Genomic DNA, 24,797 nt, shown 5'->3' with positions numbered 1-24,797 from the left:
TTTTGTGTTCACTCCACCCCCCTTGAGACATGACTGACGACGACGGACCAGCTGACGAGGAAGAACTCACCTATGCGGAGTCGGGCGTCGACATCGAGGCCAGCGAGGCCGCCACCGCCGCGCTCATCGGCGCGACCGGCGACAGCGAGGGAGATTTTGCCGGCTTGCTTGACATCGGCGACCGCTATCTCGCACTTGCTACCGATGGCGTCGGCACCAAACTCCTGGTCGCCGAGGCGCTCTCGGATTACTCGACGATTGGCATCGACTGCATCGCGATGAACGTCAACGATCTGGTCGCGGCGGGGGTTCGCCCAGTTGCGTTCGTCGACTATCTTGCGATTGACGAACCCGACGAGAACTTCGCCGAACAGGTGGGTCAAGGCCTTTCAGCAGGTGCCGAGGAGTCTGATATCGAACTCATCGGGGGTGAAACTGCCGTGATGCCCGAGGTAATCAAGGGACTGGATCTCGCTGGTGCCTGTGCCGGACTCGCGGCCAAAGACGCCCTGTTCGATGGGGATGCCGAACCGGGCGATACCCTCGTGGGCTGGGAGTCGTCGGGCATTCACTCGAACGGACTCACACTGGCCCGAACTGCCGCGACAAAGAACTACTCGTACACCGACTCGTTCCCCCACGAGGGGTACGAGACGATTGGCGAAGCATTGCTGGAGCCGACCCGAATCTACACCCACCTGCTTGATCCGATGCGCGAGGCCGGTGTGCGCGGTGCGGCTCACATCACCGGCGGCGGTTGGACGAACCTCGGTCGACTGGGCGACAATCAGTATGTTGTCGACACTCCCTTCGACGCACAGCCGGTCTTCGAGTTCGTCCAATCGGAGGGTAACGTCTCCGATGCCGAGATGCACACGACATTTAATATGGGAACCGGATTTGTTGCTGCAGTGCCCGACGCAGACGAGGCCGAATCGCTCGCGGAGTCGACCGATGGTCGTGTGATCGGTCACGTTGAAGACGGCGACGGCGTCTCGATTCGCGGTCTCGATCTCTAACTGGAGTTGTATGTATACAGCGGTCGACGCTGCTACGCTTGGATCGCGAATATATAGAAATCCGACAGCAAAAGCAGTGCGGCGATCAGTCCGCCGAGGGCGACATACTGATGTTGAGTCCTTTCTGGATGATCTGGGTAAAGGCCATCGAGCAGAGGAAGTACCAGACAATCCAGACCTGGATCGGGCCGACGATCCCGGTCGTCCAGGTGACGTCACCCGCAAACGGAATCACGAGATTCGCCAACTCGTACTGGGCTTCCGAGCCGCGGTAGCCGACGACCCAGTACATCCAGAGGAACGCCGGGATCGTGAGGAACATGATCCACACCATCGGCCGGAACTGCTCTTTGAACATGCCGAGCTGGTCGCCCATCATCTCCATCTGTTCCTCCTGGATCTCTTCGAGCGCCTCATCGTCGCCGCGTTCTTTGGCCGCGTTCCGTCGTTCCTTGACCTCCTCCATCTGGGCTTTGTACGCGCCCATCTTGTCCATGTCCATCAGCGCGACACGCAACAGCGTCGAGTACAGTCCTGTTGCGACCGCGATGATCATCACGACGACGTAGAACGGCAGGACGTTGAGCACCGGGCCGAGAAGGACGTCGACCGCGTTCCCAACGAACTCGCGGGCCGGTGCCCACGCGTAGCCGGCGAACATCAGGACCGTGATGCCAGCCGCACCTTTGTCCCATTTCGACCACGTCGAGCCTTCGATCTCGTCGGTGTCGTCGCTTTTCTCTTCGAGTCCCGCACGAATTGCGTCCGGCTCCTCGATCCGGAACCCCGCCTCGCCGTCGACGAGAATCCCTTTTTCGATCAGTCGACCCCACTGGCCGCTGGTAATCGAGTCACGCACGTCGACCCACTGAACCTCGTTGTCGGTGGCGCTGTCGAGGACGGTCTGGATCGCCGACTCCATCTCGTGGTCGGCGTTGACCATCGACCGGACCTTGCGTTCGATCCTACTCATTACCAGTCGGTTGGTATCCACCGGTTAAGAAGGTTGTACTCTCGGTGTCTGTTCACTCGCTGCGACAGTCACCGTCGACGTGACTGTTTCGAGCCGTTAGGCTTCCGATTCAACGACGTCTGTGATGCGCTCGAAGACTTCGTCGGGATGGGCCTCGCCGTCGACTTCGACGAGAGCACCCTGCTCGCGGTAGTGGTCGATCACGGGTTCAGTGTTGTCGTAGTAGGTTTCGAGGCGGTCTTTGACAACCTCCTCGGTGTCGTCGTCTCGCTGGACGAGTCGCGCCTCGATCTCCTCGTCGTCGGGCATGTTGAACTCGGTGTGATAGATGTCGCCCGTCTCGGGATCCATCCGTCGACCGGTCAGTCGGCGGATCAGTTCGTCCTCGCCGACATCGAGGAAGAGTGCCGCAGTCAGATCAGTCTGCTCGCTGAGATACTCGGCCTGCGAAAGGTTGCGTGGGTAGCCATCGAGCACGAAGCCGTCTGCATCCGCGAGTGCGGCGTCGACGATTTCGTTGACGACTGCGTCAGGAACGAGGTCGCCAGCGTCCATATACTCACGCGGAGTCCCGTGCTCGGTCTCCATGTCCTTGTTCGCACGGAGTGCGTCGCCCGTGGTGATGTGTTCGATACCGTACTCCTCGGCCAGCCGCTTGCTCTGGGTTCCTTTCCCTGCACCGGGTGCACCTAGCAGCAGAATTCGCTTGCTCATATCTATCCCTCTGTGGCCGGGGTTAAATGCTTGAAGAAACTCCTGTGATCCGACGGACAGGCACACTGGGAGCCGAACTTTTTGTAGCTCCTGTCGAAAGAGCGACTATGGACCTTACCGCATTCGTCGACGACCTCGTCTACGAACCGACCCAAACCGAGTCCCGTGGGCTGGATCTCACCGTTGATTCGATTTTACGGGTCACCGAATCGGGTCGCGTCGACTTCGGCGGCGGCGAACTCGACAAAGCCGAAACGGAGCCAGTCGAAACCGAAAAGCGTGATCCCGATGACGACTACGGCTGGTGGGAGCTTTCGGCGGGAGTGTACCTCATCGAGTACAACGAGACGCTTTCAGTCCCCGAAGGCATGACACTCGTCTTGCAGACGCGGGATGCAGTTCGCACGCGCGGCGCGTTCCATCCAACACTCCATCTGGGAACCGGCGAGTCACTGGACCCTGTTCCGCTGACGGTCGGTGCAGGTGGAATCAAAATCAAGGAAAACGCTCGACTGTCGACGGTACTCGCCGACTAACACTCGCCGAACTCCACAAACTCCCGTTGTGGCGAGGTGAAGCAGTCATTCTTTCAGTAGCCACTGCCTACCAAGCAGTATGACCAGATTCGATGCCGCAACCGACACCGAGCGTCGACAGCTGTTCGCCGAGGCGATTACCGCCCATCGGAAACGGGACAGCGAGTTTCTCACCATCGAGCCGGACGAACTGCCCCCGGAGTCGACCGAGGAACTCACGCCGTGGATTCAGTTCAGCGATACGACGGTGTCGATGGACTGCACCGACGACGAACTCGACCGCCTGAAGGGACTGCTCGATTCGTATCCGGAGTTCCGTGCCGAGAGCTTAGAGAGTCCGGAGGAGGCCGAGGGCACCCACGCCGAGATCACCGCGCGGTCGGACGCCAACCGACTGGCGATGTTTATCGACGAGGCGTTTCAGACGGTCTATGGCTACGAGTCGACCTACAAGGCGTGGGTCGTGGCTATCTGAACCGGCTATGCAAGCACGGTTTGACGCATGAACTCACGGATTTTGTCAGTGTAAGCTGCTGGTCGGGGGAGATTGGCGACGTGGCCTGCGTTCTCGATGATCTCGATCTCACAGTGCTGGGCGGCCGCCGCGTGGGCTCCCTCACCGCGGCGCATCACGACGTCACGTTCCCCGTTGAGAATGAGCGAGGGTCCGCGGTAGGTCGCCAGCGCGGCACGGAAATCCCGCCCAGCGAGATCAGGCCCCGCGTTGCCGAACTGTTTGGGATAGAAACCCGAGTCGACGATTTCGTCTTTGTACTCCTCGGAGAGATCCTGTTTGCGAACCCAGTTGGTCGCGGCTTTGTCGACGAACCGGTTGACTCGGTCGCTGCGTGTTGCCAGCCGAGTGATGCCACCCGTAGCACGTGTCAGCAGTCCCATCCCGTCGACCGGATTGACGCTACAGCCCGAGAGGACGACGCCGTCGACGCGATCCGGATGCTGACTGGCGTACTCGGTCGCAAGATAGCCGCCGAGCGAGAGGCCGACGACGAGCAGTTCATCGGTCGCGTGTTCGTCGACGACTGAGTCGAGCAGATCAAGTGCGACATCGAACTCGAAGTCCTCGTCGGATCGCGTTCCATGCCCGGGGAGATCTAGCGTGATCACCTTCCGATCCGATGAGAGTGCATCACGCTGTGGTGCCCACATCGTCTGTGTGAATACGGCTCCGTGAACGAAGACGACCGACGGGCCGTCATCGGGTCCGCGGATGTCGATACCGTCGGACTGTGCTGTCGGGTCGTTCTGTTGCATTGTCCTCAACGCTACCACGCCAACTTGCTTAGTATGAGGTGTGAAACGGTCGGTTTCGAGACTTTCAGACTAGGTTATCGGTTCCGAACCGGTAGCGTTCTTGTCGGTCACCGATCAACGCACCGTATGGAGCTACCACCGGTCGGCTTGGGGACCATGGGCATCGAGACGCCGTCGACAATTGAAACCGCACTGGAAGTGGGGTACCGACACCTCGATACCGCACAGATATACGACAACGAGGAAGTCGTCGGCGACGGGCTCGCCGCGAGTAACGTCGACCGCGCCGAGGTGATCGTGGCGACGAAAGTCTGGGCGGACAGCCTCGATCCGGCAGCTGTCAGCGCCACGACGACCGAGAGTCTGGATCGGCTCGGTCTCGACAGGATCGACCTACTGTACGTCCACCGTCCGATCAACACCTACACTCCCGAGACGACGCTCTCGGCGTTCGATGATCTCTACGACGCCGGGACGATTGGCGCGGTCGGCCTCAGTAACTTCACCGTCGACCAACTCAGAGAGGCACGACAACAGCTTGCCGTACCCATCGCCGCCCACCAAGTCGAATGCCATCCGCTCTTTTGGTCACCGGAACTGCTCGCCGACGCCCGTAAACACGACTACCACCTCGTCGCCTACTCGCCGCTGGCAGGTGGGCACGTCCGGGAGATCGACACTGTCGTCGACATCGCCGAGGACCACGAGACGACACCCGAAGCCGTCTCCATTGCGTGGCTGCTTGCGAAACGAAACGTGGTGGCGATTCCGAAATCGAGCAGCCGACGCCATCTCGAAGCCAACCTCGACGCCCAGCAGCTACAGCTCACTGACGTGGAGTGTCGACAGATCGACGAGATCGGCCGGACGCTCGAACTGTATCCCGAGTGAGCGTCGGACTACTCTGAGTGCTCACGCAGCTCACGCCGTTGGATCTTGCCCGTCGTGGTCGTCGGCAGCGAGTCGACGAACTCGATCTCGCGGGGGTACTCGTAGGCCGCGAGCTGGTCGCAAACGAGCGCCTTGAGTTCCGCCCGAAGATCAGCTGAGCCACCGCCAGCCGTCGCAGGCTGGACGAACGCCTTGATCGCCTCGCCGCGAGTTTCGTCCGGAATACCGACGACACCAGCCTGTTCGACAGCCGAATGGCCGAGGAGGACTCCCTCGACCTCCATCGGCCCGACACGGTAGCCACTCGTGAGAATCACGTCGTCGGCCCGCGAGACGAACCAGAGATAGCCGTCGTCGTCCCGGCGGACGATATCGCCGGTCAGAAACCAGCCGTCTCCGGTCTGTTTCGCGGCGGTCTTTGCGGGAAGCTTCCAGTACTCGTCGAAAAAGACCCGCCGGTCGTCGGCTCTGATCGCGAGTTCGCCAGCCTCGCCTCGTGGCAGCGGTTCGGTGGGGTCGGGATCGGCGGGGTCGACCACCCGGACCTCGTAGCCCGGAAACGGCTGGCCCATGCTCTCGGGCTGGGCCGGGAACCACGTCGAACTGTTGCCGACAACGAGATTGAGTTCGGTCTGGCCGTAAAACTCGTTGACCGGAACGTCATTGAAACTCTCGGCGGCCCACTCCAGAATTTCCGGGGTCAGGGGTTCGCCTGCGGCTGCCAGCGCCTCTAAACTGAGGTCATACCGGTCGGCCGGATCGTCGACACTCATCAACATCCGGAGTGCGGTTGGCGGCATAAACGAGTGGCTCACGTCGTGGCGATCCAGAAAGTCGAACACGGCCTCGGGGTCGAACCCTTCGCGTGGCCACGCGACAACAGTCGCGCCGTGATGGAGCCCAGCCAACAGCGTCCCGCCGAGTGCGGCCCCCCACGCCCAGTCGGCGGGCGTCCAGAGCGTCGCCCCATCGAGGCCTTGATCGAAGTAGTTGTAGGCGGCCGCTGCCCGCCCGAGCCACAGCGCGTGGCTGTGGAGGACGCCCTTCGGCGGCCCCGTGCTCCCGCTTGTGTACATGATCGCCGTCGACGTCTCGGGCGTCGACTCGTAACTCTCGAACCCGGACTCATGGGCGGAAACAAGGTCCTCAAAGGCGTGGGCATCGTCCGCAACATCCTCGCCGAGTTCGATCACGTGATCGAGATCCGGACAGTCGTCTCGGATCTCGTCGATTGTTTCGCGAACAGTGGGGTCGACCACGACTACGCTCGCACCGCTGTCTTCGAGTCTGTATTCGAGACTTTCGGGACCAAACAACACCGTCAGTGGCACCGAAACCGCGCCGAGTTTCCAGTTTGCGAAATGCGTAACTGGATTCGCGGGCTTCTGTGGAACAACGACCGCAACACGGTCGCCCGGTTCGATTCCCAGTTCCCCGAGCGCGGCGGCAAGTCGGTCCGATTTGTCGTTGAGATCACCGTACGTGTGGGTCGACACCGAGCCGTCGACACGCTCGTATCTCAGTGCCGTTCGGTCAGGGTCGTGTTTCCGCAGACAGTCTCGTGCCGGATTGTAGTCGTCCGGTAACTCCCACTCGAACTCCTCGTGGGCCTCGTCGAGGGAGTCGTAGGTGGGCATGATCTGCCAGCTCATATCCTCCCTCTCTGGCCGTCGACCTTGCGTGTTGCGGCAGTAGGCAGTGACTAACCGGCTCAGTCGGGCCGGTCGAGTGCGACCGGCACCGACCGACTGGCAACGTCGACCGCAAACGCTTCGTCATCGGCCGCAAGCAGATCGAAGGTATCGTAGTGGATCGGCACCACCAGATCCGGATCCATTCGCTCGGCGAGGTCGGCGGCGGCATGGCGGTCCATCACGACGCTGCCACCGATGTTGGCCAGAAACAGCGAGACATCGAGTTCAGCGAAGCCAGCGAGCGCGTCGGTGTCGCCGGGCCAGAAAACGGTCGTTCCGTCAATCGAGAGTCGGAAGCCACAGCCCGACCCCTCGGGATGCGGCACGTTCCCATCGGCGTCCGCACAGGGACCGTCGGGCCGGTTGTACGCCGGGAGCGTCCACATGTCGACCGTCCGAGTGCCGGCGTCGGTTTCGAGGTCGACCGTCAGATGATCGTTGTGGCCACAGCGAATCGTTTCGTACGGGAGTTCGTCGACCGGTGTTACGTCGCGGTCGATGTCGTCGGCGTCGACGGCTTCGGAGATGACAACTGTCGCATCCTGCCGGGCGACGCGTTTGATTCCGTCAGAGTCGTAATGGTGATTATGGGTGACGACAACAAGGTGGCCGTCTTTCGGATACTGACCATCGAGAACGCCGTACCGCCCCGGATCGGTGTAGACGACTGTTCCGGCGGTCGATTCGAGCCGCGCGGTCGCGTAGCCGAGCCAGTCGACTGTGAGGTTGTCGTGTCGAACCGTCATATGTGATCTGGCGGCTGCAACCGATTTGTAGCTGGCTATTCTGCAGTCTTGCCATACTATTCACGCACGTAAGCATATTATAAACAAGGTTTCTGATCAATATAGTTATATTCTCAAATCACCTATAAAACAGCATGGGTAGAGATATTTCTGTACTCCGTGTCGCTTCTGGAGCCACGTCTTCTGCCCCCACCGCGCCACAGTTGGAACGGGGAGCTGAGGGGCTTTCGGTCCGCACTGTGGCCACCGCGAGCGAGGCGATGGAAGTCGTTGTGACAGCTCCGGTCGACTGTGTTGTCTGTGACGCAGGGTTGGGCGCGTCGACCGGGCTTGATCTGCTGGCGGAGCTCCGTGACTCCGATCCGAGCCTGCCGTTTGTCCTCGTTGTCGGTGCGGACTCCGAGACCACTGTCGATGAGGCACTCGCCGTGGGTGTGAATGATATCGTGGACAGCGAGACAGATCCCGCTCTCGTCGCCACTCGCATTCGGAACGCGGTCGCTGGGGCTAGCGCGTCACGATTCGACCCCGCACGCCAAGACTCCACAGCAACTGATGCTAACTACCGGTCACTCGTTGAGGATGTGCTGAACATCTCGTCGGTCGGGACCTTTGTTTTGGATGCCGATTTCTCGGTGGTCTGGCTCAACGACAGCATCGAGAGCTACTTCGGCGTTGATCGAGCCGCGATCATCGGCCAGAACAAACGTGAGTTGATTACCGACGAGATCAAACACCGGTTCGACGAGCCCGAGGAGTTCGCCCGGCAAGTGCTGGCGACCTACGACGACAACAGCTATGTCGAACAGTTCGAGTGTCACGTCCGGTCGACTGCGGCCTGTGAGGACCGCTGGCTCGAACACCGGAGCTATCCAATCACGACCGGTCCCTACGAGGGCGGTCGGATCGAACACTACGTCGACATTACGCCACGAAAACACCGCGAACAGGAACTGGAGGCCGAACGCCAACTTCTCGACCGGCTGTTCGAAACGAGTCCGGTCGGGATCGCACTCCTCGATACCGACGGCCAAATTATTCGGGCGAACAAACACGGCGAACTAGTGCTTGATCTCTCGCGGTCGAATATTGGCGACCGGCGGTACGACGATCCTGACTGGCAGATCCGCGACGAAAACGACGAGCCGATTGCCAGCAACCTGCTTCCGTTTGCCCGCGTGCTACAGACTGGCGAGCCAGTCGTCGACTACGAACACAGCATCAGGCTCTCCGATGGAACGACACGGTGGCTGTCGATCAGTGCCTCGCCACTGACGACACCGGACGGCGCTGTCGAGCGGGTGGTGTGTGCAATCGTCGACATGACTGATATTCGAGAGTCCGAACGCGAGTTAGAACGGCACAACGAGCGGCTCGTGGAGTTCGCTGATATCGTCAGTCACGATCTCCGTAATCCACTCAATGTGATCTCCGGTTCGCTCGAATTAGCCGAAGAAACCGGTGAGAAAGCCCATTTCGAGCGGAGCCGCCGAGCGATTGTTCGAATGGAACAGCTGATCGACGACCTGCTATCGCTGGCCAAGACCGGCGAAGAGATCGATCACACCGAGACCGTCGACGTGGGTCGGCTCGCCGTCGAGTGTTGGCAGTATCTCTCGACCGAGGAGGCAACGCTACAGGTCGAGACCGAACAGCTGGTGACTGCCGACCGGAACCGACTCACACAACTCCTAGAAAACTTGTTCCGCAATGCAGTCGAACACGGCGGGTCGACAGTGACCATCACCGTCGGAGCACTCGCGGATGGCTTCTTTGTTGCCGATGACGGCCCCGGTATTGACCCTGCCGACCGCGACCGGATCTTCGAGCGTGGCTACTCGTCGACGCGCGGTGGGACCGGACTCGGACTCTCTATCGTTGAGCAGATCGCCGAGGCTCACGGCTGGGAGATCGAACTCGCGGACTCCGAAACGGGCGGGCTTCGAATCGAACTGACACGTGTCAAACTGGTGGCTACTGAGACGGATTCGGAGACCGAACAGACGGATCAACACCCTTCCAAGAAGTAGGAACCGCCTACTGGCTTTCGGCGAGTCGCTCGATACGCTCGACCGTTTCGGCATCAGCTGGCGATTTGTCGGTTCGAACTGTGATGAACCGCGGGAACCGGAGTGCATAGCCAGACGAATAGGTCGGCGAGGGCTGGATCTCCTCGTAGCCCACCTCGAAGACGACCGAGGGGTGGATGTCGACGGTCTGTCCCGACTCCGACTGGATCTCCGGCTCCAAGAGGTCAGTCAGTTCGGCCAGTTTCTCGTCAGTAATCCCGGTTGCGACCTTGCCAATCGTTCGGTAGCTGTCGGTCTCAGGTTCCCGAACCGAGAGCAGAAACGTCCCGAGGAAACTGGCTCGTCTGCCTTCGCCCCACTCCGCGCCCGTGACAACGAGGTCGACCGTCTCCACGTCGGGTTTGCGCTTGAGCCAGTTTTGGCCCCGGTCGCCGGGTGAGTAGGTCGACTGAGGGTTTTTAAGCATAATCCCTTCGTGGCCCGCTTCGAGCGCGTCGGCTTCGAAGGCCGCGAGTTCGTCGGGGTTGTCCGACAGCAAGAGGTCCGCAACCGCATCACTATCTCCGAGCACATTTACAAGATGGCGATGACGCTCACCAAGCGTCTTTGTAAGTAGGCTCTGGCTACCGACGCGGAGACAGTCGAAAGCGTCGAGTCGAAGTTCGACTTCGTCGCGCATCTGTTCGATATCGTGTTTCCGGCGGAACCGCCGGAGGACGTGCTGGAACGGGAGTGGGTCGCCGGTGTCGTCGACCGCGACCACCTCGCCATCGATGATACAGGGATCGGTTACGGTTCGCTCGACGAAGTCGACGATGTCGGGCAGGGCCGCGGTCACGTCGTCCATATTCCGCGAATAGATCGAAACCATGCCGATTCCGTCCGGCTCCTCGCCTTCCTCGACGTGGATCTGGACGCGCGCGCCATCAAACTTGATTTCGGCGGCGGCCTCGCCCCAGCTATCGAGTGCGTCGGCGGCGGTTCCGGCTTGGGCGAGCATCGATTGGACCGGTCGACCGAGTTCGAGATCGAGACTATCGAGTCCCGCTTGGCCCTCATCGCGGGCGACAGCCGCCACCTCGCCGTAATCATTTGTCACCTGCAGGGCGCGACTCACTGCCTCCGGCGGCTGATCGAACGCCTCGCTGATAGCGTCCCGAACAGCCCCTTCACCGACGCCGATCCGCATCTCTCCCAGTACGAGTCGGGCGAGATACCGAGCTTCCAGCGGTGAACACTGGCGAAATAGCCCGAACAGCCGGTCGATCTTCTGATCTTGGCTACCTGCCCCGTCGGTGGCAGCGAGCGCGCGGAGTTCATCGTCGACCTCGGTGATGGTCAGTCCGGTGGTCCCGCCGCTTCCGAACGCCGCAAGCCCCTGTTGGTCGCCAAACTCGTAGCTTTCGGCAACCGCGCCGATCTCCCCCCGGTCGGCCAGTTGGGATTCGATATCATCTGTCGACACGTTCGGTCCAGCCGCCCGTGCGATGGCGGTATAACAGAGCGACGGGCCGATATCGAGTGTCGACGTCGACCACGCGGGAAACACTCGCCCTTGGACGAAGCGAGCGACGACGGGAAGCTCCGCGTCGGCAGCCGCCAAGAGGGCCGCAACCTGCTGGATGGTCTCTAGGTCTCCCGACTCGGCCTCGATCTCGTCGAGCCGGTCGGCAAACGTTGTGAACTTCATTGGCCGCGGTAGCCAGTCAGCGGTGGTAAATTCGGCGATCCAATTCCGGGAGCCGTCCCGTCACAGGCGTTTATTCACCAGAATCGCAAACTGGATTTATGATGTTTGTTATCTAATGTCATAGTATGGTCGAAAAGACGGTTAACCAGAGTGAACTCGACAGGTCCAGTGTCGCAGAAAGCCTTCGGGCGCTCGCCGACGAGTTCGAGTCCGGCGAGGACGTTCACGTCAGGGTCGGCAACAAATCGATCCGACTCCAGCCGCCGGAGACTGTCAGCTACGAGGTGAGCGTCCACGAAACCAGTTCGATCCTCCGGAGCAGTCGGGAGACGATCACGCTCACTGTCGACTGGAAAACTCAGTAGAATCCTACTGGAGGGACCGCTCGCCGGTCGCGTCGACCGTCGCAGCGTAGATCACAACGGTCTGTATCACTGTTTGTAGCGAGTTACTGTTGAACGTCGTGGCGAACTCCTGGAGGTCAGTGATCGTCGACTCCTCGAACCCCTGTTCGGCGAGCGCGGTCGGTGATAGCTGTGGCGTGTACGGCAGCCCAGCGAGATGGTCTTCGAGGAGGGCGTCGGTCACTTCGCAGCCGCGGTCGAAGGCGTCGCTCCCGATAATCGGTTCGAGATCTGTCCATGCCGTATCGAGGTAGGAGGGCCACTGGGCGAGACAGCGATAGATGCTCGGAAACTCGTCGTCGAAGCCGTGGAAGTCGCGTATTTCCTCGATAGTTTGCATGAGGTCGGCCGAGCAGTCGGCTTCGTCGACCATCGTCACAGGCGTCCCGCGATCACGATCCAGCCACGACGGAAGCGGGGCGGTCGACTGTCTGTCGAATGGGGTCGTCGACTGCGTTGCGACCGGCTCAGCGACTGCACCCGGACTGAGTGACTCGCCGTTCAGGAGGCGGTCACAGACGGGAAAGACAAGTGCGAGGCGCGGGGCGACGATATCGAACGTCGACAGTTGGCCCGTGATCTCCCGCCACTCAGCTGGCCCGAGGTCGACCTCTGTGGGTCGGTAGCGTGGTAGACTGTGGTCGACATCGATCTCGGTGAGAATCGCATCTCGGTATGCAACTGTGAACTGACCGAACCCACGAGTCTGGAACAGTGGCTTGATCTGACTCCACAGGTAGCGCGTAAACGCGGGTTCGTTGGCCATCAGCGTCCGAAAATACCAGTTGACAATCGGAGCTCGGAACGTCTGTTTGATGTCGTCGTACACGCCAGCACGCCATCCAGAGACCTCCTGCTCATACAGCTGTTCGGTCGTATCCATTGCGATGAGTAGGGTGGCAGAGCCATTATTCTGCGGATGGCCCGTGTAGCTTCCAAATAGGAACAGTTCAAGGGGCTTGAACGCAGAGTAGGGCCAACCGATGACTGAGTCCGAGTTGGCTACCGCCGTCCGAGACGTGCTTGCAGTCGACAGCGAGGCCTACCAGACCGAGGCGGCAGCCGATGCCGACTTCGTGCTCTCGGAACTCGATTCTGGCACGTTCGACAACCACCAGTCGATTCTCGGCCTCGAATACGAGTTTTATGCAGTCTCCGAGGATCGCTGGCACACCGACAAAGAAAACGAGTTCGCCCTCGCTCGCGTCCCCCGTCGACTCCTCGAACTCATTGGCTTCGAGAAGGAACTCGGCCTCCACAACGCCGAGATGACCGCCAGCCCACAGCCGTTCAACAGCCACGGACTCAACGCCATCGAGTCCGAAGTCCGAAGTCGACTGGCTGCGGCCCTCGACTGTAGCCAATCGGAGGGCCTCCGACTTGTTAGCGACGCGATGTGGACGATTCCACCGACCGGCGAAACCGCCCGCGGCTACCTTACTGATAGCATCGAAGACGGCGGGGTCCGGATCGCGACCAATATGAGCGATGCGGTGCGCTACCACGCGATGGCCAACAGCGGCAGCGGCGAGTTCCGCGTCGACGCGCCGGGCGTCGACCTGACTGCCGCAACGGTGATGCCCGAGAGCCTCATTACCTCGATTCAGCCCCACTATCAGGTCCAGCAGGCGATGGACCTCCCCCGGTACTTCCGGTATGCGGTCCGACTCGCTGGCCCACTGCTCGCCCTCGGTGTCAACGCACCGTTCTTCCCGGCGGATCTCTACGAAGAAGGGATCGATCCCGAGAGGGTCCTCGACGAGGGGTGGCAGGAGAACCGAATCGCCGTTTTTGAATCCGTGCTCAACAGCGCCACTGAGACGGACAAGGTGGCGTTCCCCAAGGATCTCGATAGTATCGAGGAGGCCGTCCAGCGCGTTGTCGACGACGAGACGATGGTCCCAATGCCGGTCGACCGCGACAGCGACTTCCACGATAACTTCGCGACCCTCCGCCGCAAACACGGCACCTACTGGCGGTGGGTCCGCCCGGTCTTCGGCGGGCCGACACGCTCGCAGGCCAATGCCCGCATCGAGTTCCGGCCGCTGCCCGCCCAGCCGACCGTCCGGGATTCGATGGCGCTGATGGTCGCGTTCGCTGGCGCGATGGAAGGCCTGACGCGCACCGAACACCCGGTTGCGGATCTCGACTGGACCGACGCCAAGGACAACTTCTATGCGGCGATGCGGGACGGACTCGACGCCGATATCACGTGGATTACCGCTGATGGCTCCGAGACAGCGGATATCGACATCGCGCTGACTGATCTCCTCGAACACGCCGCCGAAGGGCTTCGGGCAGTCGGCCTCGACAGAGGCGAGGTCGACAGCTATCTCCAACCCCTCCAGTGGCGGATCGAAAACAGCACGACGCCCGCCAGTTGGAAACAAAGCGAGGTCCGAAGTCGACTCGACAGCGGCGACTCACTGAGTGAGGCGATCCGGTCGACCCAGCGGTTGTATATCCAAAACCAGTCGTCGACGCTGATCGAAGGCACATTTACTGACTGGTAGCCACTACAGCCAGTTGAGGGCGTCAGTCTTGACGAACCGCTCGGCGAGTTCCTCGTCCTGATGTTGAGTCGTTCGGTAGCGACGCCCCTGATCGGGCGCTTCGAACAGGGCCTCCCAGCTATCGCCATAGACGCTACTTTGTTCGAATAGTTCGTACTGCATCGACCCACGGATCGAAGTCAGATGGCTACTAACCGGCATCTGCGAGGTCGAGTACTGTCCGTGGGACAACTCCGATATCACGTTTCACACGTCTCATTTATTTGCGTAACCCAGTGTAGTGAATCGATATATATTTATAAATACCTATGGTAATGCTTATCATATGAATCGAAATATTTAGCGGCGTGATGTATTGAAGGGTGTCGGCGCTGCCAGTATCGCAGGACTGGCTGGCTGTACCTCGGAAGACTCGGATGGAAGCGGCGGCGGTGGCGGCTCGGTTCCGGATGCAGTCATGGTCGTCGGCTTCCCACAGTCGGGAGTTCAGCTGTTCCGGGACTTCTACTCGGAGTTCGCCTCCGATACACCCGACCTCGATATCGTCGTCCCTGATGGGTTGATGGACAGTAATCTGCCCGGAGAGGTCGACAACGATATGAACAACGTCATCGGGACCCAGCCCTCGGCGGGCGGTCCCGGTGCGGACTTCTTCACCAGCGAGTATCAGGCCGCATATGGCGAAGAGCCGGGCGTGTTTACCGCTCAGGCCTACGACGCGATGGCGATCAACATCCTCGCGACCGTCGCCGCGGGCGAAAACACGGGGAGCGCGATCCGCGACCGGATTCGCACAGTCGCCAACCCTGGTGGCGAGCAGTTCGGCCCCGAAACGCTCGTCGACGCCGTCGAAACGGTCGCTGGCGGGGATCCAGTCCACTACGTCGGCGCATCGTCGAGTGCCGACTTCGATGTCAACGGTGATATCGTCACCGCAGCCTACGACGTCACCGACTTCCAGGACGGCGAGTTGAGCACGCTCGATACCCTCGAATTCGGCTCCGAACTCACCGAGGAGGACAACAACGCAGTCGCCGAGGATCCAGTCGGCGTCGACTCCTTCGAGGCAATGATCGGCGTGCTGATGCCCGAAACGGGCGACCTCGGGCCGCTCGGGGTTCCGATCCGCGACGGTGCGCTGTTGGCCGCCACGCAGGTCAACGACGCCGACCTCAGTGTCAGTGTCAACACCCGCGTCGAGGACACCCAGACCGATCCCCAGGCAGGCATCTCAGGGGCGAACGCGCTGGTCAACGCTGGCTTCGGCGCAGTCGTCGGCCCCGCCGCCTCGAACGTCAATCTGCAGGTGGCCGATCAGGTGCTGATTCCGAACGGTGTCGTCGGCATTTCGCCGTCGTCGACCGATCCGAACGTGACCGATCTGGAAGACAACGGCTACATCTTCCGAACGTGTCCCTCCGATGTGCTGCAGGGGTCGGCACTCGCAGGGCTCGCACGCGGCGAGTACGTCGAGGCCGAATCCTCCAGTACGCTCTACCTCAACGATGCCTACGGACAGGCGCTCGAAGAGGAGTACGTCACCAACTTCGAAGACGATGGCGGCTCGGTTAGTCAGCAGGTCTCCTTCGAGCCCGAACAGGCCTCCTACTCCAGCCAGTGGGCTGACGCACTCGATCAGTAAGGAACAGCAAAAAAGCGAAGTGAGAGTGGCTAGCCGCCGAGGAAATCTTTTCGCACCTGTTGGTCGCTCAACAGCGTCTCGCCGCGGTCGGTGTATCGGTTCTCACCGTCGACCAGCACGTAGCCACGATCACAGCGGCGGAGTGCCTCCTTGGCGTTCTGTTCGACCATCAGAATCGCGGTGCCGGAGTCGTTGATCTGGTCGATCCGGTCGAACATATCGGCGACGAGGTCGGGGGCAAGCCCGGCAGACGGCTCGTCGAGGAGCAGCAGGTCCGGATCCAACATGAGGGTTCGACCCATGGCGACCATCTGTCGCTGGCCGCCCGAGAGGTTCCCCGCCTTTTGCTCGGACCGTTCGCGGAGAATCGGAAACCGGTCGTACACTGCTTCGATCCGATCCTCCGGGACGTCATCGAGGATGTAGGCCCCCATTTCGAGGTTCTCACGCACGCTGAGTCCCGGAAACACGTTGTCGGTCTGGGGGACGAAGCCGATTCCCTTGTGGATGATCTCTTCGGGTGGCTCGGTCTGGATGGGGTTGCCGTCGAACTCGATGGAGCCGTCCATATGGGTCGTGAGTCCGAAGATCGTCTTCATCACGGTCGACTTCCCCGCGCCGTTTGGGCCGACAATCGTCACGTACTCGCCGTCGGCCACATCGAGGTCGACGTCGGTCAGGATCTGGAGATCGCCGTAGCCAGCATCGAGCCCGCGGATGCTGAGCATCGACTCGCCGTCAAGGGTGTGATCTCTGCTTGCGTTCGCGCTCGTGGCTGTCGATTCGCTGGCTTCGGCCGATTCAGTCGCCTCGGTCGATTCGGTCGACGCTCCGTGTTCGGTGGTGTCGTTGCTCATATATCCTCACCCAGGTAGGCCTCAATGACCTGTTCGTTGTTTCGAATGTCCTCGGCAGTCCCCTCGGCGAGGACGCGCCCCTGATGCATGACGATGATCCGTTCGCAGTTGTTCATAATGACGTCCATATCGTGTTCGACAAAGAGGAAGGTGTATCCCTCCGCCCGCAGGTCGTGAATCCTGTCGAGTAGTTTCTCTTCGAGTGTGGGGTTGACCCCGGCGAGCGGTTCGTCGAGCAACACTACTTCGGGGTCAGTCATCAACACGCGAGCCATCTCAAGGAGTTTTCGTTGGCCACCCGAGAGCGTTCCCGCGTACTCGGTTGCGAGATGGTCGATCTCGAAGAATTCGAGCGTCTCCCACGCCCGCTCGCGGAGTTCCTCTTCTTGGTCGACAACATCATCTCGGAGCCCCGGCAGCACCGACCGGATCGCCGACTCGCCGAGCTGGTGTTTCGGAGCCAGCATGAGGTTTTCGAGCACCGTCATCTCCGAAAGCTCCCGTGCGATCTGGAACGTTCGGACGAGGCCTCGCTGGGCGATTTCGTACGGTGCCAGTCCCGTGATCTCCTCGCCGTTGAGATAGACGTTGCCCGCCGTCGGCTCGTGAACACCGGTGATACAGTTGAACGTCGTCGACTTCCCGGCCCCGTTCGGGCCGATCAGGCCGGTCAGCGACCCGGCCTCGACCTCGAAGGAGACCCCGTCGACGGCGGTGATGCCGCCGAACTGCTTGGCGAGGCCTTCAACGCGCAGCGGGAGGCTGGTCGGCGTCTGCTGGGCGGCCCGCTCGACCGGCGAATCCATGCTTTCGGCCTCTCCCGATTCAGCGTCGACTTCCGTCTCCGACTCACTCATCGCGCTCACCTCCGTGGTCGCCAGCCCGACCAGAGAGGTCGATGGCGGCGGCGGTTTCGATCCGATCCCCGAGCAGTCCCTGTGGTCGACGGTGCATAATGAAGATCAGGACCAGTCCGAGCAGGACGAACTGGAGCGGGGCGATGTTGTCGGTGGCGAACGCGAGCATGCTGGTCGGATCGAACGACAGGACGGCATCGGCGAACGTCGGCGGTGTCGGCGCGTCTATCGTATCCCGCAGCACGGCCCCGACACGGCGCGGCCCCTCGAACAGCACCGCCGCGAAGACGATGCCGCCGAGGACGCTCCCTGTGTTCGACCCCGACCCACCGACGATTACGGCAACGAAGATGTAGAACGTCAAGATCGGCTCGAACTGCGGCGTTGGCGAGACGTTGCCCTGACTGCCGAACCAGAGGATGCCCGCCAGCCCCATCAGCGCACAGCCGATCATGAACACCTTGATCTTGATGAGGTCGACGTTCTTCCCCAGCGAGTCAGCGACGAGTTCGTCCTCGCGGATCGCTTTGAGGATACGGCCGAACGGTGACCGCCCCAGCCGTTCGAGCAGCACGTAAAACCCGACAAGGAAGATCCCAAGCACGACGATATACCCCCAGCCAATCAGGATGTTGTTCGCGATCCCGAGGCCGCTCTCGCCGAGGAGTCCGAACACGAACTCGCCGAGCGGGGTCGGCGTCCCGGCCTGTCCGTCGACGAGAAACAGCGCTCGGACGGGGTTGTCGGGCATCCCCATCCCGCGGCCGCCGCCGGTACCGACAGCCAGCGTCTCACGCAACGCGGTATCGAACGCACTCGACTGGAGTGTGAGCCGGATGATCTCCGAAATACCGAGGGTGACAATCGCGAAGTAGTCTGCCTTGAGCCGGAGCGCGGGCAACGCAGCAACGAGGCCGAACAGCGAGGCCATCGCCATCCCGGCGATGATGCCGATTGGCAGTGGGAGTCCGAGTCCGGGCGGCCCGAACGCAGGGTCGGGTGAGCGAACGAAGATCCCCATCGTGTAGACGCCGACGGCCATGAACCCCGCCACGCCGATATTGAACAGCCCGGTGTATCCCCAGTGGAGATTGAGTGCAAGCGCTGACAAAGCGTACACCAACCCAAGGAACGTCAGCGTTCGCAGCAGGCCGACGACGCTGTTTAATCCGTCCGAAAACGTCAATAGCGTCGCGCCGATGTAGATGAGCCCCAGCGTGAGCAGGACCATTCCGAGGTCGCTCCGGGTGGCCGCCTCAACGACTGCGTCCAGCGCGCTGTCCGGCGTGCTATCGGGCGACGAGCCGGGCATGTCGTCCGGCGCCACTGTGTCGTCGCTCATGCCGTCGACACACCTCCAAACAGTCCCTCAGGACGAAGCAGGAGGACGAGAATCATCACCGCGAACGCCGCGGCGGAGTTGAAATCCGACGAGATCCAGACCGTCGAGGTCGTAAACACGATCCCGATGATGATTCCGCCCGCGATAGCGCCGTAGATAGAGCCGATCCCGCCGAGGATGACTGCTGCGAAAATCAGGAGCAACAGTGTCCAGCCGAAGTCGAACTGGATCGTTCCGCGCAACAGGACGTAGAGATAGCCCGACGCACCGGCGAGACCGCCGCCCAGGATCCAGGTCGCGGTTACGACGCGTTCGGCCGGAATCCCGGTGATCAACGCGAGATCCTTGTTGTCGGCCATCGCCCGCATCGCCGTGCCGAGTTTGGTCCGCTGGAGCATGTAGTGCATCGCCAGCATGAGCCCAACGGCAGCGACTGCAATCGTTATCTGGTGGACCGTCGCTGAGATACCGAGCGGCCCGACGAGTGTATCCCCGTCGACGCTGGCGGTGATGCCGCGGCGACTGGCTCCGTAGACGAACTGGAGGAGATACCGGACGACCAGCGCGACACCGACCGAGGCGATCAACAGCGAGATACTGCCCCTGTCGCGCATCGGTTTGTAGAACGCGCGGTCGAGCGCCAGTGCGATGGCGGCGGTGAGACAGAACGCAGCAATCAGCCCGAGAATAATTGCGAGAGGTGTCGACAGAATGTGCGCTCCGATCTCACCGGGTGTTGTCTCGCCCGCGCCCCGAACGGTCGCCAGCGCGCGGAGGGGTGCCCGGCCAACCGCGGCAATCACGAAGGCAACGCCCCAGCCAGTGAACGCACCGGTACTCACGAGATCTCCATGGGAGAAGTTCGCGAAGTTCAGAATACTGTAGGTCATCGAGAGACCGATCCCGGCCAACCCGATCACCAGCCCGATCACCAGCCCGTTCCAGAGGTTCGACCCGAGCCGCGAGGGCGAGAGGCTCCCGCCGAGCGGCCCGAATCCCAGCCCAGCGAGCTTGAGAAGCAGGTCGACACACAAAAGCAGTCCAACGAGAGCGACAATACTGAGCCCGGGACGCTCTCGGAGTATCGTTTTCGGTGATAGGTCTGTGGTTTCCATATACACAACTCTTTGAATGAGTGGATGCCGTGCTGTAGATAAAGGTTTGTCCTTGGCTCACACGGATCACCGGCTCCAACGGGAAGATAGTGACAGCAGTCGCTCACGAGGTAGCGAACAGAGAAAGCTGCGACCGACCGGCTTAGATCATGTCGTCGACGTCGTCGTACCGGGTGACGTCGACGCCGTCTTCGGTGACAACAGCGACGTTGATTCCGTTGCCCGACGCGAGGTCGCGTTCGATAGCCGTTTTGATCGCGTTGCCAGCGATGGATTCTGCCTCGTCAAGCGATAGCCCCTCCTCGTACTGCTGTTCGAGCACACCGAGGGCGAACTGGCTACCGGAGCCAGTGACGGTGTAATCCTCTTCGGTCGTGCCACCGAGCGCATCGATGGAGTAGATGTGGGGGCCGTTTTCGTCGACGCCGCCGAGGATCGGACTGACGATCAAAAAGGCACCCGAGCGGAGGAAGTTACCGGTGAGCGTCGAGAGTGCCTGCATGCTCATGTTCTCGCCGCGTCGGGCCTCGTACAGTCGGACCTCGGCTTTGAGCGATTTGATCAGGTTCTGGGCGGCCGACACCGAGCCGGCGATGGTGAGCGCGCCCGTCGGGTGAATCTCTTCGACCTTCTGGACGTCCTTGCTCGAAACCATGTAGCCCATGCTCGCGCGCATGTCGGTTGCCAGCACGACGCCGTCTTCGGTTTTGAGACCGACCGTCGTCGTCCCGGTTTTCATGCTTGCATCTTCGGCCTCATCTGACCGATCTCCGCCGCCTTGGCCGGAGAAGTCGCCGATTTCCGGTCCAAAGACGCTGTCGTTACCTTCGAGCTGACCCAACTCGCCAGGAGAACCGCCTGTCGGAGTTCGCATTACCAACCGTTACGGCGGAGTGCAGATAAATGCAGCCCTTCGGCAACTGTCGCCGCAACCGTCAGATCAGGGAAACTGTCAAGCCACTGCAGTCAATCGAGTACCGTATGCAGCGGACCAACGCCGCCGAAATGGAATGGACGACGCAGGGAGACGGCAAGATGGAGGTCCGACGAAAGCAGTTGGGTGAGGCCACTGACAGCGACAAACTGGGCTGTAGCCTCTATGAGTTGCCTGCGGGCAAGAAGTCGTGGCCCTACCACTACCACACGGCCAACGAGGAGGCGATCTACGTGCTGGCTGGGTCAGGAACGCTCCGGGCCGACGACGAAAGGGTCGACCTCACTGCGGGCGATTACGTCAGCTTTCCGGCCAACGCGTCGGGAGCCCACCGGATTATCAACGACTCTGACGAGACGCTCCGGTATCTCGCGGTGTCGACGATGAACGAGCCGGATGTCACGATCTACCCGGATTCCGAGAAGTTCGGTGTCTATGTCGGCTCGCCGCCGGGTGGCCGCGAGGAGCGGAGCTTCGAGGGGTATTACGAACAGGAGTCGGCGGTCGACTACTGGAAGGGCGAAGACGACGCGTAAGGAGCTACTGGTCGTCGTAGTTGCCGCCGAATTTGACGAAGAAGAAGGCAAACGAGAGCGTCGAGATCATCGCCACAAAGGTGGCTATGCCGAGGGTTTTCGCGCTGTCTGGAATCTGAGGTGGACCGCCGCTCGCCCCACCGCCACCACCGGTTTCGACAGTTGGCACGTCGTCGCCGACGGCGACTGCACCCAGCATGCCGAGCCCTGCGTGTGGCTCACACTGGTAGTTGGTGATGCCCGCCAAGTCTTCGGTAAATTCGAACTCGTAGGTGCCATCGGCCTGCAGTGGGCTGTCGAGTTCGGCCGGGCCATCGGTCGCCGCGACGTTGTGGTCGCCGCCCTCGCCGGTCCACTCCCAGGTGACAGTCGTGCCGGGGTCGACCCAGATCCCTGCGGGACTGAAGGCGAGATTGCCGCCGTTGCCGCTGGCTCCGACCTCGACGGTGACTTCGCTTTCGCCGCGGAGGTCTTCGGTGCCACCGTCGACGTCCGCGACCTCACCGAAATCGGCCATCTCGCTTTGTGCAGCGGCTGTGCCTGCAGTGGCGGTTGCGGCTCCCGCCGCGGCGGTCGCTCCGGCGGTCGTTCGGAGAAACCCGCGCCGAGAGACTACGTTGTCGCTCATGAACCGGAGTTGGGAGTCCGCCGTAGTGAATACTTTGGTTCGCCCTCGGTGGCTCGTCGCTGACTCGACAGTCACCGGTCGACAGAGTCGAGCCAGTGTGTTGCCGTTCCGGAACGTTTTTGGTCGCTATCGAGCCAGTACGTGTATGACTGATATCGAAGCCGAACTCCGCGAACAGTTTACCGAGGCCTTCGGCGACGCCGAGTTCCCCGTGACGAGCCAGATGGATCTGGTTCCAGCCCTGCCAAACGGTCCCGGCACGACGTTTTCGGCCGGTGACCGAACACTGAGCGCGATGGAACTCGCCTCGAAACTCGGCGGCCACCAGGAGTTCCCCTACGAGGACATCGAGAGCCTCGTCGACGACGTGATCGCGGGACTGAAGGCCGAGGACGTGATCTGAACCCGATCCCGAGCATTTCTTTAGCTGCCGTCTCTAACGGCAACTGTGCTTACTGACCTGCTGAGCGATCTCCCCACGTGGGCGCTGTTAGGGGTCGGTCTGGGTGTGGTTGCGTCGGTTGTGGTCGCTGCAGTGTTTTATTTCGGTGAGCGGCTGTTCCCGACGACTGAGCCATCGACTCACGACCACCACGTCGACGGGAGTCTTCGTCGACACGCCGAGATTCGATCCTATCTCAACGCCATCGGCGAACGGGTCGTCGAAAACGTCGACCTCGCAGGCTACACAGTGGCGTTCTATCTCCCACAGCGAGACGTCGCGGTCACGTTCGATCCACGGGTGTTTTTCGGCCTCGAAGACGCCTCGACGTTTGTCGTGCTCTGTGAAGACGAGATGCCCGCGGGCCAACTCGGACGGCGACTCCCCTTCGACGTCGAGGAACCCGAACGCAGTCGGCGTCGGCCGACTGTCGACGCCTCGATAACCAACGCCTTCCAGAAACTCGGACTCGAAGCCGGAGCCTCCCAAGACGAGGTCCGGAACGCTTACCGCTCACAGGTCAAGGAGGTCCATCCCGACCGCGGCGGCACCGAAGCCGAATTTAAAAAGCTGCGCGAGGCGTATACGACCGCGAAGGAATACAGCGATTAGCTCGCGAGAGGTGTTATTGGTCGAGGAATTCGGGACCCGTGATTTCGAACCGTGTACCGCCATGGTGGCTATCGGTGACACTGATGCTCCAGCCGTGTGCGTTCACGATCCGTTTGATGATCGCCAACCCGAACCCGGTTCCCTGCGTGTTCGTCGTGAATCCCGTCTCGAAGATCTGGCCCTTTTTATTCTCCGGGATAGGGTCCCCGTCGTTCTCGACGTAGAACCCAGTCTCGTCGTCGAGGAGACCAACGTTGATGTTCACCGCGTCGCCACCGTGTTCGATAGCATTCCGAAGGAAGTTCTCGAAGACCTGCCCCAACCGGATCTCGTCGGCCAGTATCTCAACGTTCGTCTCAGTGTGCAGTGTGGCATTCTGCTGGTCGATATTATTCCAACTCGACAGGACGAGTTTGTCGAGCGACACCGGTTTCGTTTCGGTGACTTCCTGGCCTTCGCGGGCGAGGACCAGCAGTTCACTGATAAGTGTCTCCATGCGGTCGAGTGCGCGGGCGACGGTTTCGAGATGATCGCTGTCGGCCTCCTTGCGTGCCAGTTCAAGATAGCCGTCGGCGACGCTCAACGGGTTCCGCAGATCGTGTGAGACGATGGAGGCAAACCGTTCGAGCCGTTCGTTTTTCGCTCGTAGTTCGAGTTCGCGCTGTTTGCGTTCGGTGATATCGTGTGTGAATCCAGCCACACGGACGACACTCCCCGTCTCATCGACAATCGGCTGAGCGTGGGACTCGACCCATTTTTCCGAGTCTACCTGAATGCGATACTCGACCTGTTGTGAGTTGCCTTCTGAGGCCTTCTGCATCGTATTTTTGAGGTCGTCGACGTCGTCCGGATGGACGGGTTCTAAAAACGCCGCCGAGTTCTTATGGAGTGCCGCAACCGACTGACCGAACAGTTCTGTACAGCGAGAATTAATATATTCGAGTTCGTTCCAGTCAGCCGAGAAAATAAACAGTACGTCGTTCGTGTTTTCGGCGAGTTCGTGGAGCTGTTGTTGAGTGCGAGCCGCAACGGCTTCGGCACGACGCCGGTCGACGTATGTCGTTATTTTGGTCGCCAACAGCGTGTACTGCTCTTTGATCGTGTTTTTAATGACGTAGTCGGAGATCCCTGCCGAAATCGCTTCGCTGGCAATCGTCTCGCTTCCCGTATCAGTAAACAGGATGAACGGAATCTCGGGGTCGACGTTGCGAACCGCAGCGAACACATCCAAACCGCTCATCTCCGGCATCTGGTAATCGCTGATCACACAGTCGATTGCCCCTCCCGAGACGGTCTCGGCGACTGCCTCCGGGTCGGTCGTCGATTGCACGTTGACATCCTCCCCGCGCT

General features: G+C 61.0%; 26 protein-coding genes. 11 read left to right on the top strand and 15 right to left on the bottom strand.

Annotated elements, in window-relative coordinates:
• The first annotated feature begins 29 nt into the window (after positions 1 to 29).
• Positions 30 to 1,019, top strand: a complete 990-nt coding sequence (purM, locus tag HALTADL_RS14325) for a phosphoribosylformylglycinamidine cyclo-ligase (protein ID WP_089670956.1) — start codon at positions 30 to 32, stop codon at positions 1,017 to 1,019.
• An 85-nt stretch (positions 1,020 to 1,104) separates the two neighbouring features.
• On the opposite strand, the gene HALTADL_RS14320 is transcribed toward purM, so the two are convergent.
• Both HALTADL_RS14320 and HALTADL_RS14315 read right to left on the bottom strand, forming a co-directional pair.
• Positions 1,105 to 1,992, bottom strand: coding sequence for a DUF106 domain-containing protein (locus HALTADL_RS14320; protein ID WP_089670957.1), 888 nt, complete (start codon positions 1,990 to 1,992; stop codon positions 1,105 to 1,107).
• A gap of 96 nt (positions 1,993 to 2,088) precedes the next feature.
• Positions 2,089 to 2,706, bottom strand: coding sequence for an adenylate kinase (locus HALTADL_RS14315; protein ID WP_089670958.1), 618 nt, complete (start codon positions 2,704 to 2,706; stop codon positions 2,089 to 2,091).
• A 107-nt stretch (positions 2,707 to 2,813) separates the two neighbouring features.
• Here HALTADL_RS14315 and HALTADL_RS14310 point away from each other — a divergent pair, with 107 nt between their 5' ends.
• Together HALTADL_RS14310 and HALTADL_RS14305 are read left to right on the top strand one after the other, a co-directional pair.
• Entirely contained in the window at positions 2,814 to 3,242 is a 429-nt protein-coding gene (locus HALTADL_RS14310; protein ID WP_089670959.1) for a dCTP deaminase/dUTPase family protein, read from the top strand.
• Positions 3,243 to 3,321: 79 nt separating this feature from the next.
• The gene (locus HALTADL_RS14305) at positions 3,322 to 3,717 is read left to right on the top strand and encodes a hypothetical protein (RefSeq protein WP_089670960.1); all 396 of its coding nucleotides are present in this window, start codon (positions 3,322 to 3,324) and stop codon (positions 3,715 to 3,717) included.
• A gap of 5 nt (positions 3,718 to 3,722) precedes the next feature.
• Here the strand turns inward: HALTADL_RS14305 and HALTADL_RS14300 are convergent, their stop codons facing one another.
• The gene (locus HALTADL_RS14300) at positions 3,723 to 4,514 is read right to left on the bottom strand and encodes an alpha/beta fold hydrolase (RefSeq protein ID WP_089670961.1); all 792 of its coding nucleotides are present in this window, start codon (positions 4,512 to 4,514) and stop codon (positions 3,723 to 3,725) included.
• 126 nt (positions 4,515 to 4,640) lie between these two features.
• On the opposite strand from HALTADL_RS14300, the gene HALTADL_RS14295 reads away from it, so the two are divergent.
• On the top strand, positions 4,641 to 5,405 hold the full coding sequence (locus HALTADL_RS14295; RefSeq protein ID WP_089670962.1) for an aldo/keto reductase: 765 nt from the start codon (positions 4,641 to 4,643) through the stop codon (positions 5,403 to 5,405).
• 8 nt (positions 5,406 to 5,413) lie between these two features.
• On the opposite strand, the gene HALTADL_RS14290 is transcribed toward HALTADL_RS14295, so the two are convergent.
• Complete coding sequence (locus tag HALTADL_RS14290; protein WP_089670963.1) at positions 5,414 to 7,057, bottom strand: acyl-CoA synthetase; 1,644 nt, start codon at positions 7,055 to 7,057, stop codon at positions 5,414 to 5,416.
• Positions 7,058 to 7,116: 59 nt separating this feature from the next.
• Complete coding sequence (locus tag HALTADL_RS14285) at positions 7,117 to 7,845, bottom strand: MBL fold metallo-hydrolase (RefSeq protein ID WP_089670964.1); 729 nt, start codon at positions 7,843 to 7,845, stop codon at positions 7,117 to 7,119.
• A gap of 134 nt (positions 7,846 to 7,979) precedes the next feature.
• Here HALTADL_RS14285 and HALTADL_RS14280 point away from each other — a divergent pair, with 134 nt between their 5' ends.
• A complete protein-coding gene (locus HALTADL_RS14280) occupies positions 7,980 to 9,875 on the top strand; it encodes a PAS domain-containing protein (protein WP_089670965.1) in 1,896 nt (631 codons plus the stop codon).
• Between the two features lie 7 nt (positions 9,876 to 9,882).
• On the opposite strand, the gene ligA is transcribed toward HALTADL_RS14280, so the two are convergent.
• The gene (gene ligA, locus HALTADL_RS14275; protein WP_089670966.1) at positions 9,883 to 11,565 is read right to left on the bottom strand and encodes an ATP-dependent DNA ligase LigA; all 1,683 of its coding nucleotides are present in this window, start codon (positions 11,563 to 11,565) and stop codon (positions 9,883 to 9,885) included.
• Positions 11,566 to 11,690: 125 nt separating this feature from the next.
• Between ligA and HALTADL_RS14270 the strand changes: the two genes are divergently transcribed.
• Positions 11,691 to 11,930: an amphi-Trp domain-containing protein gene (locus HALTADL_RS14270; RefSeq protein WP_089670967.1), complete on the top strand. Its 240-nt coding sequence runs from the start codon at positions 11,691 to 11,693 to the stop codon at positions 11,928 to 11,930.
• Between the two features lie 4 nt (positions 11,931 to 11,934).
• On the opposite strand, the gene HALTADL_RS14265 is transcribed toward HALTADL_RS14270, so the two are convergent.
• Positions 11,935 to 12,852: a halocarboxylic acid dehydrogenase DehI family protein gene (locus tag HALTADL_RS14265; protein ID WP_089670968.1), complete on the bottom strand. Its 918-nt coding sequence runs from the start codon at positions 12,850 to 12,852 to the stop codon at positions 11,935 to 11,937.
• A gap of 100 nt (positions 12,853 to 12,952) precedes the next feature.
• Here HALTADL_RS14265 and HALTADL_RS14260 point away from each other — a divergent pair, with 100 nt between their 5' ends.
• Positions 12,953 to 14,482 (top strand): hypothetical protein, encoded by a 1,530-nt coding sequence (locus HALTADL_RS14260; protein ID WP_089670969.1) that lies wholly within the window; start codon positions 12,953 to 12,955, stop codon positions 14,480 to 14,482.
• Between the two features lie 3 nt (positions 14,483 to 14,485).
• Here HALTADL_RS14260 and HALTADL_RS17480 read toward each other — a convergent pair whose 3' ends face one another.
• Positions 14,486 to 14,644 (bottom strand): hypothetical protein, encoded by a 159-nt coding sequence (locus HALTADL_RS17480; RefSeq protein ID WP_162551740.1) that lies wholly within the window; start codon positions 14,642 to 14,644, stop codon positions 14,486 to 14,488.
• Between the two features lie 193 nt (positions 14,645 to 14,837).
• On the opposite strand from HALTADL_RS17480, the gene HALTADL_RS14255 reads away from it, so the two are divergent.
• Positions 14,838 to 16,124: an ABC transporter substrate-binding protein gene (locus HALTADL_RS14255; protein WP_089670971.1), complete on the top strand. Its 1,287-nt coding sequence runs from the start codon at positions 14,838 to 14,840 to the stop codon at positions 16,122 to 16,124.
• A 29-nt stretch (positions 16,125 to 16,153) separates the two neighbouring features.
• Here HALTADL_RS14255 and HALTADL_RS14250 read toward each other — a convergent pair whose 3' ends face one another.
• The 5 genes from HALTADL_RS14250 to psmB all read right to left on the bottom strand — a co-directional run bounded on the left by HALTADL_RS14250 (position 16,154) and on the right by psmB (position 21,169).
• A complete protein-coding gene (locus tag HALTADL_RS14250) occupies positions 16,154 to 16,852 on the bottom strand; it encodes an ABC transporter ATP-binding protein (protein ID WP_245708349.1) in 699 nt (232 codons plus the stop codon).
• 125 nt (positions 16,853 to 16,977) lie between these two features.
• Positions 16,978 to 17,838 carry an ABC transporter ATP-binding protein gene (locus tag HALTADL_RS14245; protein ID WP_089670973.1) on the bottom strand — a complete coding sequence of 287 codons (861 nt, stop codon included), beginning with the start codon at positions 17,836 to 17,838 and terminating at the stop codon, positions 16,978 to 16,980.
• Positions 17,831 to 19,180: a branched-chain amino acid ABC transporter permease gene (locus HALTADL_RS14240; protein WP_089670974.1), complete on the bottom strand. Its 1,350-nt coding sequence runs from the start codon at positions 19,178 to 19,180 to the stop codon at positions 17,831 to 17,833. Before HALTADL_RS14240 ends, HALTADL_RS14245 begins: the two co-directional genes overlap by 8 nt.
• Positions 19,177 to 20,295 (bottom strand): branched-chain amino acid ABC transporter permease, encoded by a 1,119-nt coding sequence (locus HALTADL_RS14235; RefSeq protein WP_089670975.1) that lies wholly within the window; start codon positions 20,293 to 20,295, stop codon positions 19,177 to 19,179. The genes HALTADL_RS14240 and HALTADL_RS14235 overlap by 4 nt, the downstream gene beginning before the upstream one ends.
• 142 nt (positions 20,296 to 20,437) lie before the next feature.
• Entirely contained in the window at positions 20,438 to 21,169 is a 732-nt protein-coding gene (gene psmB / locus HALTADL_RS14230) for an archaeal proteasome endopeptidase complex subunit beta (protein ID WP_089670976.1), read from the bottom strand.
• Positions 21,170 to 21,276: 107 nt separating this feature from the next.
• Here psmB and HALTADL_RS14225 point away from each other — a divergent pair, with 107 nt between their 5' ends.
• On the top strand, positions 21,277 to 21,765 hold the full coding sequence (locus HALTADL_RS14225) for a cupin domain-containing protein (protein WP_089671000.1): 489 nt from the start codon (positions 21,277 to 21,279) through the stop codon (positions 21,763 to 21,765).
• 4 nt (positions 21,766 to 21,769) lie between these two features.
• Here HALTADL_RS14225 and HALTADL_RS14220 read toward each other — a convergent pair whose 3' ends face one another.
• Positions 21,770 to 22,393, bottom strand: coding sequence for a halocyanin domain-containing protein (locus tag HALTADL_RS14220; RefSeq protein ID WP_089670977.1), 624 nt, complete (start codon positions 22,391 to 22,393; stop codon positions 21,770 to 21,772).
• Positions 22,394 to 22,538: 145 nt separating this feature from the next.
• Here HALTADL_RS14220 and HALTADL_RS14215 point away from each other — a divergent pair, with 145 nt between their 5' ends.
• Together HALTADL_RS14215 and HALTADL_RS14210 are read left to right on the top strand one after the other, a co-directional pair.
• Complete coding sequence (locus tag HALTADL_RS14215) at positions 22,539 to 22,796, top strand: MTH865 family protein (RefSeq protein WP_089671001.1); 258 nt, start codon at positions 22,539 to 22,541, stop codon at positions 22,794 to 22,796.
• Between the two features lie 45 nt (positions 22,797 to 22,841).
• Positions 22,842 to 23,447 (top strand): J domain-containing protein, encoded by a 606-nt coding sequence (locus HALTADL_RS14210; protein WP_089670978.1) that lies wholly within the window; start codon positions 22,842 to 22,844, stop codon positions 23,445 to 23,447.
• Positions 23,448 to 23,460: 13 nt separating this feature from the next.
• Here HALTADL_RS14210 and HALTADL_RS14205 read toward each other — a convergent pair whose 3' ends face one another.
• A complete protein-coding gene (locus HALTADL_RS14205) occupies positions 23,461 to 24,777 on the bottom strand; it encodes a sensor histidine kinase (RefSeq protein ID WP_089670979.1) in 1,317 nt (438 codons plus the stop codon).
• Between the last annotated feature and the right edge of the window lie 20 nt (positions 24,778 to 24,797).

The organism is Halohasta litchfieldiae (assembly GCF_002788215.1).
GTDB lineage: Archaea > Halobacteriota > Halobacteria > Halobacteriales > Haloferacaceae > Halohasta > Halohasta litchfieldiae.
The sequence above is the reverse complement of the archived record's forward strand: the minus strand, read 5'-3'. Positions and strand labels throughout refer to the sequence as shown.

What these genes read in the sequence shown, in the direction of transcription:
- purM (WP_089670956.1), top strand. Translation starts at nt 30, where the DNA reads ATGACTGACGACGACGGACCAGCTGACGAGGAAGAACTCACCTATGCG.
- HALTADL_RS14320 (WP_089670957.1), bottom strand. Translation starts at nt 1,992, where the DNA reads ATGAGTAGGATCGAACGCAAGGTCCGGTCGATGGTCAACGCCGACCAC.
- HALTADL_RS14315 (WP_089670958.1), bottom strand. Translation starts at nt 2,706, where the DNA reads ATGAGCAAGCGAATTCTGCTGCTAGGTGCACCCGGTGCAGGGAAAGGA.
- HALTADL_RS14310 (WP_089670959.1), top strand. Translation starts at nt 2,814, where the DNA reads ATGGACCTTACCGCATTCGTCGACGACCTCGTCTACGAACCGACCCAA.
- HALTADL_RS14305 (WP_089670960.1), top strand. Translation starts at nt 3,322, where the DNA reads ATGACCAGATTCGATGCCGCAACCGACACCGAGCGTCGACAGCTGTTC.
- HALTADL_RS14300 (WP_089670961.1), bottom strand. Translation starts at nt 4,514, where the DNA reads ATGCAACAGAACGACCCGACAGCACAGTCCGACGGTATCGACATCCGC.
- HALTADL_RS14295 (WP_089670962.1), top strand. Translation starts at nt 4,641, where the DNA reads ATGGAGCTACCACCGGTCGGCTTGGGGACCATGGGCATCGAGACGCCG.
- HALTADL_RS14290 (WP_089670963.1), bottom strand. Translation starts at nt 7,057, where the DNA reads ATGAGCTGGCAGATCATGCCCACCTACGACTCCCTCGACGAGGCCCAC.
- HALTADL_RS14285 (WP_089670964.1), bottom strand. Translation starts at nt 7,845, where the DNA reads ATGACGGTTCGACACGACAACCTCACAGTCGACTGGCTCGGCTACGCG.
- HALTADL_RS14280 (WP_089670965.1), top strand. Translation starts at nt 7,980, where the DNA reads ATGGGTAGAGATATTTCTGTACTCCGTGTCGCTTCTGGAGCCACGTCT.
- ligA (WP_089670966.1), bottom strand. Translation starts at nt 11,565, where the DNA reads ATGAAGTTCACAACGTTTGCCGACCGGCTCGACGAGATCGAGGCCGAG.
- HALTADL_RS14270 (WP_089670967.1), top strand. Translation starts at nt 11,691, where the DNA reads ATGGTCGAAAAGACGGTTAACCAGAGTGAACTCGACAGGTCCAGTGTC.
- HALTADL_RS14265 (WP_089670968.1), bottom strand. Translation starts at nt 12,852, where the DNA reads ATGGATACGACCGAACAGCTGTATGAGCAGGAGGTCTCTGGATGGCGT.
- HALTADL_RS14260 (WP_089670969.1), top strand. Translation starts at nt 12,953, where the DNA reads ATGACTGAGTCCGAGTTGGCTACCGCCGTCCGAGACGTGCTTGCAGTC.
- HALTADL_RS17480 (WP_162551740.1), bottom strand. Translation starts at nt 14,644, where the DNA reads ATGCAGTACGAACTATTCGAACAAAGTAGCGTCTATGGCGATAGCTGG.
- HALTADL_RS14250 (WP_245708349.1), bottom strand. Translation starts at nt 16,852, where the DNA reads ATGCTCAGCATCCGCGGGCTCGATGCTGGCTACGGCGATCTCCAGATC.
- HALTADL_RS14245 (WP_089670973.1), bottom strand. Translation starts at nt 17,838, where the DNA reads ATGAGTGAGTCGGAGACGGAAGTCGACGCTGAATCGGGAGAGGCCGAA.
- HALTADL_RS14240 (WP_089670974.1), bottom strand. Translation starts at nt 19,180, where the DNA reads ATGAGCGACGACACAGTGGCGCCGGACGACATGCCCGGCTCGTCGCCC.
- HALTADL_RS14235 (WP_089670975.1), bottom strand. Translation starts at nt 20,295, where the DNA reads ATGGAAACCACAGACCTATCACCGAAAACGATACTCCGAGAGCGTCCC.
- psmB (WP_089670976.1), bottom strand. Translation starts at nt 21,169, where the DNA reads ATGCGAACTCCGACAGGCGGTTCTCCTGGCGAGTTGGGTCAGCTCGAA.
- HALTADL_RS14225 (WP_089671000.1), top strand. Translation starts at nt 21,277, where the DNA reads ATGCAGCGGACCAACGCCGCCGAAATGGAATGGACGACGCAGGGAGAC.
- HALTADL_RS14220 (WP_089670977.1), bottom strand. Translation starts at nt 22,393, where the DNA reads ATGAGCGACAACGTAGTCTCTCGGCGCGGGTTTCTCCGAACGACCGCC.
- HALTADL_RS14215 (WP_089671001.1), top strand. Translation starts at nt 22,539, where the DNA reads ATGACTGATATCGAAGCCGAACTCCGCGAACAGTTTACCGAGGCCTTC.